Below are 12,535 nucleotides of genomic sequence, written 5' to 3'. Positions count from 1 at the left end.
GGCCGCCGCCTGATCGTCAACCGCGGCCCTCACCGGACGGGTACGCCATGACCGACCGAGTGCTTCCCTCAGCCTGGAAGGACACTCGTAAGCTGGGGGCGAGGATCGATGGGACGGATGATCCAGAAGGCGCGGATCACCGGGTTGCGGCCGTCCGGGGTCACGATCGATCCGGTCGCGCAGTAGGTGATACCCCACTGGTCCTGGCGGACGATCTCAACGCTGGCCGTCAAGGCATGCGCCATCAGGGCATCGCACAGGACGGGCCAGCCGGCCTGGGAAAAGCCATGCGACTGGAAGAATTTCAGTCGTGACCGGCCTTTCTCAGTTGTGCTGCTCAGCAGATAATCCCGAACCTTTGCATCCGGTATCCAGCGAAGGCCGGGATTAGGCAGGCCGGGCAATGGCTGCTTCCAGGGCTGCCACGGAGATGGTCTCGGGGACGTCGTAGGGCCCTTCGAGCTCGATCTGATACATGTCATCGCCCAAGGGGAGAAGGACCGTCCCGATCGTGCCTTTAGGGACGATGCCAGCCGGCGTCGTGACAGCCCGAGTGAGGCGAACAATCTGATTGGGTCCGAAATGGACGCGAGACGTCCCGGGGCGGTGGGGAATGGGCAAGGCGCTACCCGACATCGAAACCTCCATCTCCTGCCCGGAGAATACCGGATTGCCGCCACACGTAGTAGCGCGGTGCCGCTGGATCATCCTCTGCCGGCGCCGGCCGGGGTCGGGAGGAACAATGGCGGATCGTGGGGGTCAATCGGCGAGCACGTCCAGGCCGAGTTCCTGGCGCAGATGGGCGAGCAGGCCGGGCTCCAGGGTGTGGCGCCCCTGTAGGAGTGCGCGCAGGGCGGCAAGCCCTGCCGCGGTGAAGCAGGCGCGGTAGCCGATCCGTCCGGGGCCGACCTCCACCAGCCCGCGCGCCAGCATGCTCTGCACCGCCGGCGGCAGCTTGGGCTGACCCTGCAGCGGACCGCCCCGCCAGCTGCGCAGGAACAACCCCTCGGCCAGGCTGGGGTACTGGCCGAAGCGCATGCCGAGCTCGCGTCGGAGTAGCTCGCGTTCCTTGGCGGTGAACGTGACCGGCGCCGTGGTCACGACAACCACCTCGGGTGACGACACGACAGCAGCGGCAGGGGAACGGCTCATGCCGTGGAGGCTATCACGCGCTGGGCGGGCCAGCAGGTCGAGTTGTGATTTCACCATGGCGACCAGCAAGACACGGGACGTCTCGTCAGGATTCAGGCCGGGCGATCAGCGCATGGGTGGCGCGTAGATCTCGTCGATCCCGATGGTGATACCGGGGGGATCGAGGCTGAGGGCGCCCGTCGTGACGATCTCCGTCAGCAGGGACGGACCGTTCCGCCGGTGATGGATGACCTGCGGCCGGTCCGCCCGCAGGATCAGGTAGTGCATCACCGAGGACAGGCGAAAGTAGTCGGCAAGCTTTGCGCCGCTGTCGACGGATCGGGTCGATGGCGACAGCACCTCGGCTACGATGAGCGGGTTCGGCGCGGCGATCGCATCACCCGGGATCGGCGCGCCACAGTTGACCACCGCATCCGGCTCGTAGTCGGTGTCCTCCCCGACCTCGACCGTCACGCCGTCGGGCAGCGCATCGCAGAGTAGCCCGGCGTCCTGGATCGCCCGGTCAAGTGCCTGCCAAAGACGCGCCTTGACACGCACATGGGCTATCCGTTCCGGAGCCATAGCAACGACCTCGCCGGCGATCCGCTCGAAGCGGCCGCGTGGCTGCGCGGCGGTCCACGCCCGGTACTCGGCTCTGTTCGCTAGATGCGGTAGCTTGGGTTGCGGCACACTCATGACGGCAGAGTATCACAAGACGACCTGGATGTGGCTTCGGCAGCAGCCTCGGGTGCCGATACGATGGCAGCGGCAGGGTGGCACTCGTGCGTTGCGGCTATCCATGCCCGACTGTCGCCGGCAGTCCGATGCTGATGCTCCCGAACGGCTCCTCCTGCTCGATGGTAGCGGTGCCCTCGCGGGCGAGTTCGAGGCCGGCGACCAGGGTGCTGGCCAGCGCCGCCCGCCGCCGTAGCGGCCGGTCGGGCGCGTCGGGTTCGAGCGGCGGCAGGCAGGCCTCGAGCGGCAGGCCGGCGGCCGGCGCCTCCTGCAGCAGCGCTGCGATGCGCCCGAGGGCGTCCGGCACGCGCCAGAGCTCGGGCGGGCTGGGCCGGTAAGTTGCGGTGGCCGCACCAGCCCCGCCCCCCTGCCCTGCCCGTCCCTCCAGCAGGACCAGCGTCGCTTCCAGGAAGGACAGCACCAGCTCGGCCTGGGGCTGCACACGCCGCGGCGGCTGCCCGCGGCCGAACACATCGAACCCAAGTTGCGGCCGCGCCGCCAGCCACGCCGCGGCGGCGCGCATCGCCGCCAGCTCCCCGAGTTGCCCGAGCCGCCGGTCCGCCTCGGCCGCGGCCTCCGCCGCCTCCCGTGGATTGGTCGGGCAGAGCAGCTGCGCCTTGAGCCGCACCAGTTCGCTCGCCATAACCAGCCAGTCGCCGCGGCGCTCTAGCCGAACCCGGTCGGCGCCGGCTTCCAGGGCGGCAGTGAACTGGTCGGTCAGGGTGACGATGGACAGCCGCCCGAGATCGAGCTGGTGCCGGCGCACCATCTCCAACAAAAAGTCGAGCGGCCCCTCGAAGCCCGCGACGCTGAGATAGGGCACCGCCTCGGCCGACCGGCGCGCTTCGGGCGGCCCGACATCCTCGGCCCAGTCGTCCGCGGCCGGGGCGGCTGGTCCCTCGATCACGGCGCGCGCCTGTCTGCCGCCGGCCGGCCGGTGCCTGTCCTCCCCCTGCCCTTCCTATTTCGCGGCATCGCCCGTTCCGGTTCTGATGCCTCGGCCTCACCCGGCGCGTCGTTCTTCTCGTCGTAGTGCGGCCGCAGATCCAGCGTCAGGTCCGGCCAGTCCCGGCGCAGCCGCCGCAGCGCCGGCCAGGGCGACCAGTCGGCCGACCAGAATTCGACCCGTAGCTCGGCCATCCGCTTGCGCCGGCCATCCAGCGCGGCCGGCAGCGCACGGACGTGCCGCAGTGCCCGGGTGGTACCCCAGTGCGCCCAGAGCCAGCCCTGACTCACCGGATCCTCCGGCCCGAGCCGCAGGATCGCCGGCGGCACCGGCAGCAACCGCTGCAGGTCGAAGGGACAGCGCCGGTCGGTGTCGAGCCGCGCCAGTGCCCGCTGGTGGTTGGCGTGGGCCGCGTCGCGCAGGCGCCGGGCCAGGATGCGCGCGCCCGCCAGGCTGATCGCCCGCTCGCCCTCGGGCGGGGCGGCCAGATTGAGGAACCAGTCCTCCTCCATGCGGTCGAGGTCCAGCACCCAGGGGATCACCCCTGCCCCGGCCGCGGCGGCGGCAAAGCGCGCCACCGCCTCGCTCGGCCCGGTCACCACCAGCGTATGGCGCAGCCAGTCGGTGTCCGCCGGCGCCAGCGGTGTTGCCGCCGGGCTGTCCAAACCCGTCGCGGTGCTCGCCCGCGGCGGTGCCATGGGCGCCTTCTCGTCGACCGACACTACCGCGCTGGCCGGGCCGGTGCGGGACCGTTGTCCTGCTCCCGATCCCGGAGGCGATAGTGCTGCGTCGTGGCGCGGCTCGACTGCCTGGCGAGGCGGCGCACCGCGGCCGCGGACATACCGTCACGGAGCGCCACGGTAATGCGGCCGGCGCGCAGCCCGTGCGGGCCGAGCCGCTCGCCCGCATCGACGGTGAGGCCCGCGATCGCCGCCCGCCTGCGCAGGATCTTCCACACGCCGTTGGCGGTCAGCCGCCCCTCAGGGAGCCCGCACGGGCCGAGGCGCCGGAACACCGCACCATAGGCGATCCCGGCGCGGCGCAGCCATTCCTCCACCGCCCGCACCGGGCAGGTCGGCGGATCCGGGCCACGTGGGATGCCCAGGGCGGCTTGCCGCCCTGCCTGTCCGCGCCCGGATGGCGGCACGGCCAGCACCAGCCCCTCGCCGGTGAAGCGCAGGTGCTCGCGGTCGATCGCGACCAACTCGGCGCGGCGCAACGCGCCAGCGAAACCCAGCAGCAGCAGCGCCCGGTCGCGATAGCCCGCAGGGTCGCCGCCGCAGGTGTCGAGCAGCTTTCCGATCTCGGTCGGGGTGAGCGCTGCGGCGGGGCGGACGGGACGTTGCCGCGGGATGCCGCGCAGGGCCGAGGCGATGACCGGGTCGCGGGAGGACCAGGGATATCCGGCACGCCGATGGTGATGCGCGATCGCGGCCAGGATCAGCCGCAGGCCGCTGCGCCCGAGCGAGACGGAGCGTTCAGCGAGATAGGCCGCGACGATGGTGGGCAGGGATGGCAGGGCGGGGACGGCGTGGCCCTCGCACCAGGTCTGGAACGCCGCCCAGTAGGTGCCGTAGGCCTGTTCGGTGCGTGGCGCGACGGCGTACCCGACGTCATCCCGCGCCCTGGCCACCGGCTCGCCGACGTCCTCGGCCGGAGGACCAGGAGGGCGCGGCAAGGCCTTGGCGGGGGTGTCAGCCATGCCTGGCGGCCGTCCGGGTCACGGCTGCCCACCCGATCCCGGCGCGTCGAAGCCGAACACCTGATGGAAGGTGTCGCGCTGCGCCTTGAGCCAGGTGGGCGGTGCGTCACCGAGTTTGCCGGCGATCACGGAGCGATCGAGTGTCGCCAGCTTGTCGAAGCGCACAACCGAGGGGACTTTGAGGCCGGTGCCCGGGCTGGCGGCCAGCGGCGCCATGTCGGGGCCGCTGCGCGGCACCGAGGTGATGAAGCATACCACGAGGTCGGTGCGCCGGTCGTTGTCACGCGACACCACCAGGGCCGGACGCCGCTTGTCGCCGGACAGGTCGGTGAAGGGAAAGCGCGTCAGGACGATGCTGCCGAAGTTGAACACTCAGCCGGCCCGCTCCACCAGGTCGGCGTCGGTGTAGAGCTCAGGCTCGTCGGCCAGCCAATCGAGGGCCCTTCCCTGCTGGGCGATGACGGCCATGGGTAGGTCGCCGGCATCGAGCACCTCGACCACGACGTGCACGCGGGCGGTCGCGCCGATGCCGCGCCGGGCAAGCTCGGTGGAAATCTCCTCCACCCTGGCATCGAGCACGATCTGCTGCATGGCCTTGGCCCTCGCGAGACTGCCACCTTACAGGCGCACGGCCTTGCCTGTCCTGCCGGGCCAGCGACCGGTCGGCCGGCTGGCTCGCCCACTCTGGGGCGGCCTATCAATTATGGCAATCTTTCATTCTCGTGTTGTCAGGCACGCTAATCGTGCACAACTTGCCTGGCAAAGCCGGTTCTTCGATCTAAATCATTGTTTCACAACAACTTTCCCGGGCGCTACAGCGCGCTGCCTTGCACGGCGCTGCTGCACCCCACCACCTCGTCCATTCCGTCCGCTAATCCTGCTTTGCGGACATGATGATTGCGCCTCGGCGAACATGGATCTACATTGAGCAGAGTAGATGGAGCGCCGCGCCATGCAGGTCAGCCGCTGGGGCAACAGCCTCGCCGTCCGCCTCCCCGCCGCCGTGGTCGCGGCCCTCGGCCTGCGCGAGGGCGACGAGGTCGCCATCGAGGTGGCCGACGTCCGCACCTTCCGCCTCGGCCGCGACCACCGCCGCGACGACGCCCTGGCGGCGCTGCGCGACCTCGGCTGGCACCTGCCGCCCGACCACCGGTTCTCGCGGGACGAGGCCAACGAGCGCGGTTGATGCGCCGGGTCTTCCTCGACACCAACGTGCTGCTCTGCGCCGCCCTGCAGCCGGATCCGCGCTCGGACGCCGCCCGCGCCCTGCTCGCCCGCGGCGGCGTCATCAGCGTGCAGGTGCTCAACGAGTTCACTGCCGTCGCCCGCCGCAAGCTGCGGCGCCCCTGGCCCGAGGTCGGCCGGGCGCTGGCGGCCATCCGCACCCTCTGCCCCGCCCCGCAGCCGCTGACCCTCGCCGTCCACGACGCGGCGCTCGGGCTCGCCGAGACCCTCGGGTACACGATCGACGACGCGCTGATCCTCGCCTCGGCGCTGGAGGCCGGCTGCGACACGCTGCTGTCGCAGGACCTGCAGGACGGGCAGATGATCGAGGGGCGCCTGACCATCCGCAATCCCTTCGCGGCGCCATGACCGACCCCGATCCCCTGGCCTTGCTCGCCGCGTCGGCCGGCGACACCGCGCCGGGCACCGTCACCCTGCACACCAGCCTGCTCGGCGACCTGGTCGTGCCCGGCACGCCTGCGCAGGCGGCCGAGTTGCAGGCGCTGGCGGCGCGCGCCGCCGTCTACGCCACCCGCGCCCGCGGCGACGGCACCCGCCGTGCCTACCGCTCCGCCTGGGCCGCCTACGAGGCGTGGTGCCGCAGCCTCGGCCGCGCGCCGCTGGCCGGCGACCCGGACACCCTGGCCCTGTACGCCGTGCACGCCGCCGACCGCGGCCTCGCCGTCGCCTCGCTGCGCGTGCATCTGGCCGCCATCCAGGCAGCGCACCGGCTGGCCGGCGTGGCCCTCGACCTGCGCGACGCCCGGCTGGCCATGGTGCTGGAGGGCATCACCCGTGCCAAGGGCACCCGGCCCCGCAAGCGTGCCGCCGCCGCCGGGCCCGACGCGCTGCGGCTCATGCTGGCCACCCGCCCCGCCGCCGACACCCCGCTCGGCGCCCGCGACCGCGCGCTGCTGCTGCTGGGCTTCGGGGCAGCGCTCAGGCGCAGCGAGCTGGTCGGGCTGGCGATGGGCGACGTCACCGTCGTGCCCGGCCGTGGCCTGCGGGTCGTCATCCGCCGCTCAAAGACCGACCAGCGTGGCGCCGGGCAGGAGGTCGCCGTCTGGGCCAATCCCCAGGAACCCGCCTTCTGCCCGGCGGCAGCGCTGCAGGCGTGGCTGAGATTCCGGTGGGCTGCTGGCGACCTGGTCGGGGCGGCCTCGGATGCCGAACGACCGCTCTTTGTGGGGATGAGCAAGGCCGGACGCCTGTCAGCGCAAGGGCTGTCGGACAAGGCGGTGTGGCGGCTGGTCAAACAGGCCGCTGCCGATGCCGGGCTGCCCGAGCCTGAGCGCTACTCCGGCCACTCGCTGCGCGCCGGCCTCGCCACCGCCGCCGGCGACGCCGGTGCCGACCTCGCCCAGGTCATGCGCCAGACCCGCCACCGCTCCGCCGAGGTGGCCCTCGGCTATCTCCGACCCGCCGACCTCTGGCGCAACAACGTCACAGCACGACTGTTCAGCGCCGGTTCACCACGCAACGGAGAGGAAAGTTGGATCGGGTGATCCCCGCCGCGCGACGTTGTCGCATAGAGCTAAGTTGCGAATGCACTGAACCCAGCACATTGGGTGCGTCATGCAATGCCGACGTACTCCTGGCGCCCAGGCTTCAGCATCAGGTTCAGCACAGTGACGGTGATCGCGACCTCGGCTGCCTACTGTGTGTCGGTACGTGAGGGCAGGCTGTCGCCGATGACATGTTTGAAACGCGCGGTATCGGTTTCGATCAAAGCCTCCGGTCATAGCCTGACGCCTTCTGCCAACCATGCGGCCACGTTGCACGATCATCGCGAGGTGCCGATCGCGCTGTGTCGGTGTCGTCGCTGCCATCTCGCTCGGCACTGCGTTGGCAGGCGACGGCACGATGATCGTGGATTCAGGGTACCGGGCCGCGATTGCGGCATAAACGTCATCCTGATCGAAGGTACCTTACCGTCAGGCTGCCACGCCGTCGCAGCGCTGCATCACAAGCGAGCCAGTTCGTGATCTGGTGCTTCTGCCTATGGATGAGTGGCGATGGGCGGCCCGCACTTTGAAGGGCAAGAAGCTCCCCCCCTGCTTGGTAGAGCTATGGTATTCACACAGCGAGGCTTGCGGTTGGCCTGAAGGTTTGATTCCGTCGTCGGTGGTGGGGTTGGGGGCGAGGATGACGGAGTTTGTGCTGGGACGGTTTGGCGACCGGCGCCTGGAAAAAGGGGGGCCTTCCTGCACGCTCAGTTGGTGCGCACGGGCGGTCAGTCGGTGCGGGTGCGGCGGCTGGGTGGTGACCGGGCTAGCGAGATCCGGCTGCAGCGTCTGCTGCGCCATCCGGCGGTGAGGCCGGCGGCGATGGTGGCGGAGGCGGTATTGCGGACGGCGCCACGCTGCGCGGGGCGGCACGTGCTGGCGATCCAGGACACCACGGTGGTGCGCTCGGCGGGTGGCGGCGGGCTCTACCTGCACCCTTCCTGGCGGTGGACCCACGGAGCGGCGCCATCCTGGGGCTGGCCCATGCCGACTTCCTGAGCCGGACCCAGGGCAAGGCGGCCGACCGCCGGTCGCGGCTGGTGGCCGAGAAGAAGAGCCAGCGCTGGCTGGACGGCGCCTGCCACGCGGCGGCGGTCTGCCAGTCGGCGGCACGGCTGACCGTGGTCGGCGACCAGGAGAACGACATCTACCAGGCCTTCGCGGCCTGTCCGCCCGGGGCCGATCTCCTCGTGCGGGCCGCGCATGACCGGGCCCTGGGCGATGGCGGCCGTCTGTTCGCCCATCTCGACGCCCTGCCTATCGCGGGCTGGACCGGCTTCGAGCTGCCGGCGGCGCCGGGGCGCAAGGCACGCCCGGTGCAACTGGCGATCCGTTTCACGGCCACCCGGATCGCCCACCCCCGCAAAGGCCGCCGCGAAGGGCCGGAAAGCCTCGCCGTGACCCTGATCGACGTGCGCGAGCCGGCACCGCCACCCGGTGCGGCGGCCATCCACTGGCGCCTGATGACCACGCAGCGCGTCGCCAGCGTCGAGGACGCCCTGGACGTCGTCGGGCTCTACCGCCAGCGCTGGACCATCGAGCATCTGTTCCGCACCCTCAAGACCCAGGGCTTCGACATCGAGAACCTGCGCATCGAGGACGAGGTGCCGCTGCGCGGCCTCGTCATGGCCACCCTGCTCGCCGCCGTCACCATCCAGCAACTCGTCCATGCGCGCGAGGGCAACGCCATGCCCGGCCCGCTGCGACCCGTCACCGATGCCTTCGAGCCAGAGGACCAGCCCCTGCTCGAAGCCTTCTGCACCCGGCTCGAAGGGAGGACACAGCGACAGAAGAACCCCCACCCCAGGGGTTCCCTCGCCTACGCCGCCTGGGTCTGCGCGCGGCTCGGCGGCTGGACCGGGTACTACGGCAAGCCAGGACCCATCTTCATGCTAAACGGCTGGCGATACTTCCAGGCCGCCAAGGCCGGTGCGCGGCTCCATGCCACAGCCAAAAATGTGTGAATCTGATAGCTTAGTAGAGGGAGCCTTCCCTCCGCCTCACCCTACCAGAAGCTCTCTCAGCACGCGGTCGATGCAGCAGAGTCGTCCGCAATGCATGAAGTGCTGTAGGGTGTCGTGCGTTTTTGCGCTCGCACTTCGCTCTGGGCTGTGCGGCCGACCCTGGCCGGGCAGCGCGACGGGTTTTCCCTTGTAAAACGCGAACACGCTATGGGTCGTGGGAGCCCGCTCCTGGATCCTGATCCCGCGCAACGCGGCGACCGGTTTTCCCTTGTAAAAAGTCTTGCTTGTTGTGCGATCGTGACCGATGCACCCTTGCTGCGACTTGAAGGCTGGAGAAAGGTTGATGCGCTCAAAAAGGACTGCCGAAGGGCGAGTGTTGCTCGTTGCTAGCCCGAAGGGTGGCGTCGGCAAGAGTAGCCTGTGCCGCAATATCCTCGTCGCTGCGGTGATGGCTGGCGCGCGAGTGCAGGGGGTGGACCTCGATGCGCAGCAGACGCTTGTGAAGTGGCACCAGCGACGCGAACTCGTACGAAAAACATATCCGGAGACTCCGGAGGTGCCGGTGCTTGGTATGGCGCTTGCGGACTGGAGAGCCGTGCTGCGGGAGGCACCACGCTTCGACCTAACGGTGATCGACACACCGCCGAGCATCGAGGTGCAGTATGGCGCTGCGGTCGCGTTGTGCCAGGCGGCGCATCACGTATTGGTGCCGACCGGTGCAACACAGGACGACGTGGACAGCGTGACGCCTTGGATGCGGACGCTGACGGAGGCCGGGGTGCCGGCGAGCTTTGTACTGAACAAGGCGAACCGAAGAGTTAAGAGCTATGAGGCAGTGAGAACGAAGCTGCTTAAGGCCGGCTTGCTCTGCCCAGTGGAGATCCCGATGCTGGAGGACATCCACGTCAGCGCGGGGAAGGGGCTGGCCGTCCTGGACCTCTCCAACAGGAAGACGAACGAGACCTTCGATTCCCTCTGGGCCTATGTCGCCCGCGTGGTCGGCATGAAGATGGCGACCGAGGCGCCCGTCGCATGAGCACGAGCACCAAACGCGCCCGGGGCCTCTCCCGCCGGGCCATGCTTGAGGTCGCCACCGACGAGGAGTTGCCGGCGTCGGATTTGCCTGACAAGCGCCAGGGGGAGATGGCGCCGCTAGTCCATGTGGACGAGGCGTTGCTGGAGACCTTGCAGGAGGTGTTCGCCGGCACGTCGCTGATGAGTGATCAGCGCAAGGTGCGGGCCGTTGTCACACTCCGTGGCCATGTGGATGTGGCGTGGCAGCAGACGCGCGACGCCTTTCTCGAGATCGGCCGGGCGCTCAACGAGGTGGACGCGGTGCTGGACGAGGAGGAGCAGGAGAGCCTCAAGCGGGGCTTCCGCAAACTGTTCCCGTTCTCGGAGACGGTGGCGAGTCAGTTCCGGGTGATTGCCCGCGCGGTGGATGCCGGCCATATCCGGAAGGAGGCGCTGCCAGGCAGCTACGGGACAGCCTACCAGATGGCCTTACTTAACAGCGAGCAGCGGCGAATCGCAGAAAAGGAGGGGCTGATCCGTCCGACCGTCAGCCGCAATGCGCTGATTGAGTTCCGTAAGCTGAACGAGGGGGTGATGCCGCGGCAGGCGAGGGGCCCCGATCCTGCGAAGATGCGGGCGGAGCTCGGACGGCTGGAGCGGTCGGAGGTGAAGTTGTCCAAGGCGCTGGAGGGCTTGCGCAAGCGTATCGCCGAGATACGCGAGCTGCTGGCGCTGGAGGACGAGGCATAGGGCGCGTGCTTCGGGTTCTGTCAGATTTCGCGCCAAACATGGTGGTGCGAGGCGAAGGGCGCAGTCAGCCTACGCTGCCTGCAGGATGGTGAGCACGGCGTTTGCACGACGAAGATGAAGCAGGCGGCGGCGATTGGCACAGACATGCTGGTTGTGGCGAGTGCGGAGGCGGAGATGGTTGCGTAGCTCATCGTAGCCTCGACAGAACCGTTCGGCCGAGGTGAAAATCTTGAACCCGCGCATACATCGGATCCGGCCTTTCAGGCCGCGGCGGTCCTGCTCGAGGCTGTTGTTCCTTCAGGGCGATTGCATTTGGAATGATGGTTCTGGGCTGGGTGGGTTGTCTGGGTTGCTGTTTCCTCCCTGCGGACTGGGTGGGGAGGGCATGGGATGTCGCCATGGCTGGCGTTCGAGGCGTTGCCGGACCCGCGCTGCGGCAACGCTCGGCGGCATAACCTGCTGGACATGCTGGTGATTGCCCTGACCGCGGCGGTGTGCGGGGCGGAAAGCTGCGTCGACTTCGCCGACTTCGGCCGAGACCGCGAGGCGCTGTTCCGCGAGTTTCTGGAACTACCGGGCGGTCCGCCCAGCCACGACACCTACTCGCGGCTGTTCCGCCTGCTCGACCCGGCGGCCTTCGCCGACTGCTTTGCCGCCTTCCTCGATGATCTGGGCAAGGACGGTCCCGGCGTGCTGGCGATCGACGGCAAGACCCTGCGGCGCTCCTTCGACCGAGCCGCCCGGCGCTCGGCCCTGCACGTGGTGACCGCCTTCGCGGCCGAGGCGCGGGTGGTGGTCGGGCAGGTCGCGGCCGGCACCAGGGAGAGCGAGATCACCGCCGCGCGGCAACTGCTCGGCCTGCTCGACCTCGACGGCGTGCTGGTCACCGGCGATGCGCTGCACTGCCAGGGCGGGACCGCCCGGCTGATCCGCGAGAAGGGCGGCGACTGGCTGTTCGCGCTGAAGGACAACCGCCCCAGCCAGCGCGCCGAGGTCGCCGCCTGGTTCGCCGACCCGCTCAACCGCCCCGACGGCGAGCACGTCACCTTCGATGCCGGGCACGGCCGTCTCGAGCAGCGCCGCCACCGGGTCAGCCACGATATCGGCTGGCTGCTCTCCGAGCGCCGCTACCCCGGCGAGGCCGCCTTGCAGGGCCTGGCCATGATCGGCGAGGTCGAGGCCCGCGTCACCCGCGACGGGCTGACCAGCACCACCCGGCGCCTCTACCTCGCCTCCGCCAGGCTCGACGCCGCCGCCTTCGCCCGCGCCGTCCGCGCCCACTGGGCCATCGAGAACAGCCTCCACTGGGTCCTCGACGTCGGCTTCGACGAGGACCGCGCCCGCCACCGACGCGACAACGCCCCGGAAAACCTCGCCATCCTCAGGAAGCTGACACTCAACCTCCTCCAGCGCACCCGACCCGGCATCTCCATCCGACGCAAGCGACTACGCGCCGGATGGTCCGATGACTTCGCCAGATCCGTCATCGGCCAAATGCGATAGCCCTGGTTGTTCTTTTAGAGGAACTAACACAACCCGGTTGTCGTTGTAGCGTGATGGCCCA

General features: G+C 69.6%; 16 protein-coding genes and 1 pseudogene. 8 read left to right on the top strand and 9 right to left on the bottom strand.

Annotated features, from left to right (window positions below; translation table 11 throughout):
- Positions 1-68 precede the first annotated feature (68 nt).
- From M0638_RS27260 to M0638_RS27225, 8 genes are all read right to left on the bottom strand, one after another.
- Positions 69-404, bottom strand: coding sequence for a DUF6883 domain-containing protein (locus M0638_RS27260; RefSeq protein WP_248670104.1), 336 nt, complete (start codon positions 402-404; stop codon positions 69-71).
- Between the two features lie 355 nt (positions 405-759).
- Entirely contained in the window at positions 760-1,221 is a 462-nt protein-coding gene (locus tag M0638_RS27255) for a hypothetical protein (protein ID WP_248670103.1), read from the bottom strand.
- Between the two features lie 36 nt (positions 1,222-1,257).
- A complete protein-coding gene (locus tag M0638_RS27250; protein WP_248670102.1) occupies positions 1,258-1,827 on the bottom strand; it encodes a Uma2 family endonuclease in 570 nt (189 codons plus the stop codon).
- Between the two features lie 97 nt (positions 1,828-1,924).
- Positions 1,925-2,773, bottom strand: a complete 849-nt coding sequence (locus tag M0638_RS27245) for a segregation and condensation protein A (protein WP_248670101.1) — start codon at positions 2,771-2,773, stop codon at positions 1,925-1,927.
- Positions 2,770-3,510, bottom strand: coding sequence for a hypothetical protein (locus M0638_RS27240; protein WP_248670100.1), 741 nt, complete (start codon positions 3,508-3,510; stop codon positions 2,770-2,772). Before M0638_RS27240 ends, M0638_RS27245 begins: the two co-directional genes overlap by 4 nt.
- A gap of 23 nt (positions 3,511-3,533) precedes the next feature.
- Positions 3,534-4,514, bottom strand: coding sequence for a tyrosine-type recombinase/integrase (locus M0638_RS27235; protein WP_248670099.1), 981 nt, complete (start codon positions 4,512-4,514; stop codon positions 3,534-3,536).
- Between the two features lie 18 nt (positions 4,515-4,532).
- Positions 4,533-4,886 (bottom strand): type II toxin-antitoxin system PemK/MazF family toxin, encoded by a 354-nt coding sequence (locus M0638_RS27230; protein ID WP_248670098.1) that lies wholly within the window; start codon positions 4,884-4,886, stop codon positions 4,533-4,535.
- Positions 4,887-5,105 (bottom strand): hypothetical protein, encoded by a 219-nt coding sequence (locus tag M0638_RS27225; RefSeq protein WP_248670097.1) that lies wholly within the window; start codon positions 5,103-5,105, stop codon positions 4,887-4,889.
- A 346-nt stretch (positions 5,106-5,451) separates the two neighbouring features.
- Here M0638_RS27225 and M0638_RS27220 point away from each other — a divergent pair, with 346 nt between their 5' ends.
- The 7 genes from M0638_RS27220 (at position 5,452) to M0638_RS27190 (ending at position 10,971) form a co-directional block, all read left to right on the top strand.
- Positions 5,452-5,700: an AbrB/MazE/SpoVT family DNA-binding domain-containing protein gene (locus M0638_RS27220; protein WP_248670096.1), complete on the top strand. Its 249-nt coding sequence runs from the start codon at positions 5,452-5,454 to the stop codon at positions 5,698-5,700.
- A complete protein-coding gene (locus M0638_RS27215; RefSeq protein ID WP_248670095.1) occupies positions 5,700-6,107 on the top strand; it encodes a PIN domain-containing protein in 408 nt (135 codons plus the stop codon). Before M0638_RS27220 ends, M0638_RS27215 begins: the two co-directional genes overlap by 1 nt.
- Positions 6,104-7,243, top strand: coding sequence for a tyrosine-type recombinase/integrase (locus M0638_RS27210; RefSeq protein WP_248670094.1), 1,140 nt, complete (start codon positions 6,104-6,106; stop codon positions 7,241-7,243). The genes M0638_RS27215 and M0638_RS27210 overlap by 4 nt, the downstream gene beginning before the upstream one ends.
- Before the next feature lie 711 nt (positions 7,244-7,954).
- Positions 7,955-8,242, top strand: a complete 288-nt coding sequence (locus tag M0638_RS27205; RefSeq protein ID WP_248670093.1) for a hypothetical protein — start codon at positions 7,955-7,957, stop codon at positions 8,240-8,242.
- Complete coding sequence (locus M0638_RS27200) at positions 8,191-9,207, top strand: IS4 family transposase (protein WP_248670092.1); 1,017 nt, start codon at positions 8,191-8,193, stop codon at positions 9,205-9,207. Before M0638_RS27205 ends, M0638_RS27200 begins: the two co-directional genes overlap by 52 nt.
- A gap of 373 nt (positions 9,208-9,580) precedes the next feature.
- Entirely contained in the window at positions 9,581-10,243 is a 663-nt protein-coding gene (locus M0638_RS27195) for a nucleotide-binding protein (RefSeq protein ID WP_248670091.1), read from the top strand.
- Positions 10,240-10,971 (top strand): hypothetical protein, encoded by a 732-nt coding sequence (locus M0638_RS27190; protein ID WP_248670090.1) that lies wholly within the window; start codon positions 10,240-10,242, stop codon positions 10,969-10,971. The genes M0638_RS27195 and M0638_RS27190 overlap by 4 nt, the downstream gene beginning before the upstream one ends.
- A gap of 69 nt (positions 10,972-11,040) precedes the next feature.
- Here M0638_RS27190 and M0638_RS29310 read toward each other — a convergent pair.
- Positions 11,041-11,256, bottom strand: a pseudogene (locus M0638_RS29310) (hypothetical protein); the annotation flags it as partial.
- A 105-nt stretch (positions 11,257-11,361) separates the two neighbouring features.
- Between M0638_RS29310 and M0638_RS27185 the strand changes: the two are divergent.
- Positions 11,362-12,474, top strand: a complete 1,113-nt coding sequence (locus M0638_RS27185; protein ID WP_248670089.1) for an ISAs1 family transposase — start codon at positions 11,362-11,364, stop codon at positions 12,472-12,474.
- The last annotated feature ends 61 nt before the right edge of the window (positions 12,475-12,535 follow it).

Origin of the sequence: Roseomonas acroporae (assembly GCF_023223525.1) — a bacterium.
Classification (GTDB): Bacteria; Pseudomonadota; Alphaproteobacteria; order Acetobacterales; family Acetobacteraceae; genus Roseomonas_E; species Roseomonas_E acroporae.
This window is presented reverse-complemented; position numbering and strand designations above follow the sequence as displayed.

Excerpts from the sequence above, each read along its gene's own strand:
- M0638_RS27190 (WP_248670090.1), top strand. The coding sequence starts at position 10,240 with ATGAGCACGAGCACCAAACGCGCCCGGGGCCTCTCCCGCCGGGCCATG.
- M0638_RS27220 (WP_248670096.1), top strand. The coding sequence starts at position 5,452 with ATGGAGCGCCGCGCCATGCAGGTCAGCCGCTGGGGCAACAGCCTCGCC.
- M0638_RS27225 (WP_248670097.1), bottom strand. The coding sequence starts at position 5,105 with ATGCAGCAGATCGTGCTCGATGCCAGGGTGGAGGAGATTTCCACCGAG.
- M0638_RS27210 (WP_248670094.1), top strand. The coding sequence starts at position 6,104 with ATGACCGACCCCGATCCCCTGGCCTTGCTCGCCGCGTCGGCCGGCGAC.
- M0638_RS27240 (WP_248670100.1), bottom strand. The coding sequence starts at position 3,510 with ATGGCACCGCCGCGGGCGAGCACCGCGACGGGTTTGGACAGCCCGGCG.
- M0638_RS27215 (WP_248670095.1), top strand. The coding sequence starts at position 5,700 with ATGCGCCGGGTCTTCCTCGACACCAACGTGCTGCTCTGCGCCGCCCTG.
- M0638_RS27250 (WP_248670102.1), bottom strand. The coding sequence starts at position 1,827 with ATGAGTGTGCCGCAACCCAAGCTACCGCATCTAGCGAACAGAGCCGAG.
- M0638_RS27235 (WP_248670099.1), bottom strand. The coding sequence starts at position 4,514 with ATGGCTGACACCCCCGCCAAGGCCTTGCCGCGCCCTCCTGGTCCTCCG.
- M0638_RS27185 (WP_248670089.1), top strand. The coding sequence starts at position 11,362 with ATGTCGCCATGGCTGGCGTTCGAGGCGTTGCCGGACCCGCGCTGCGGC.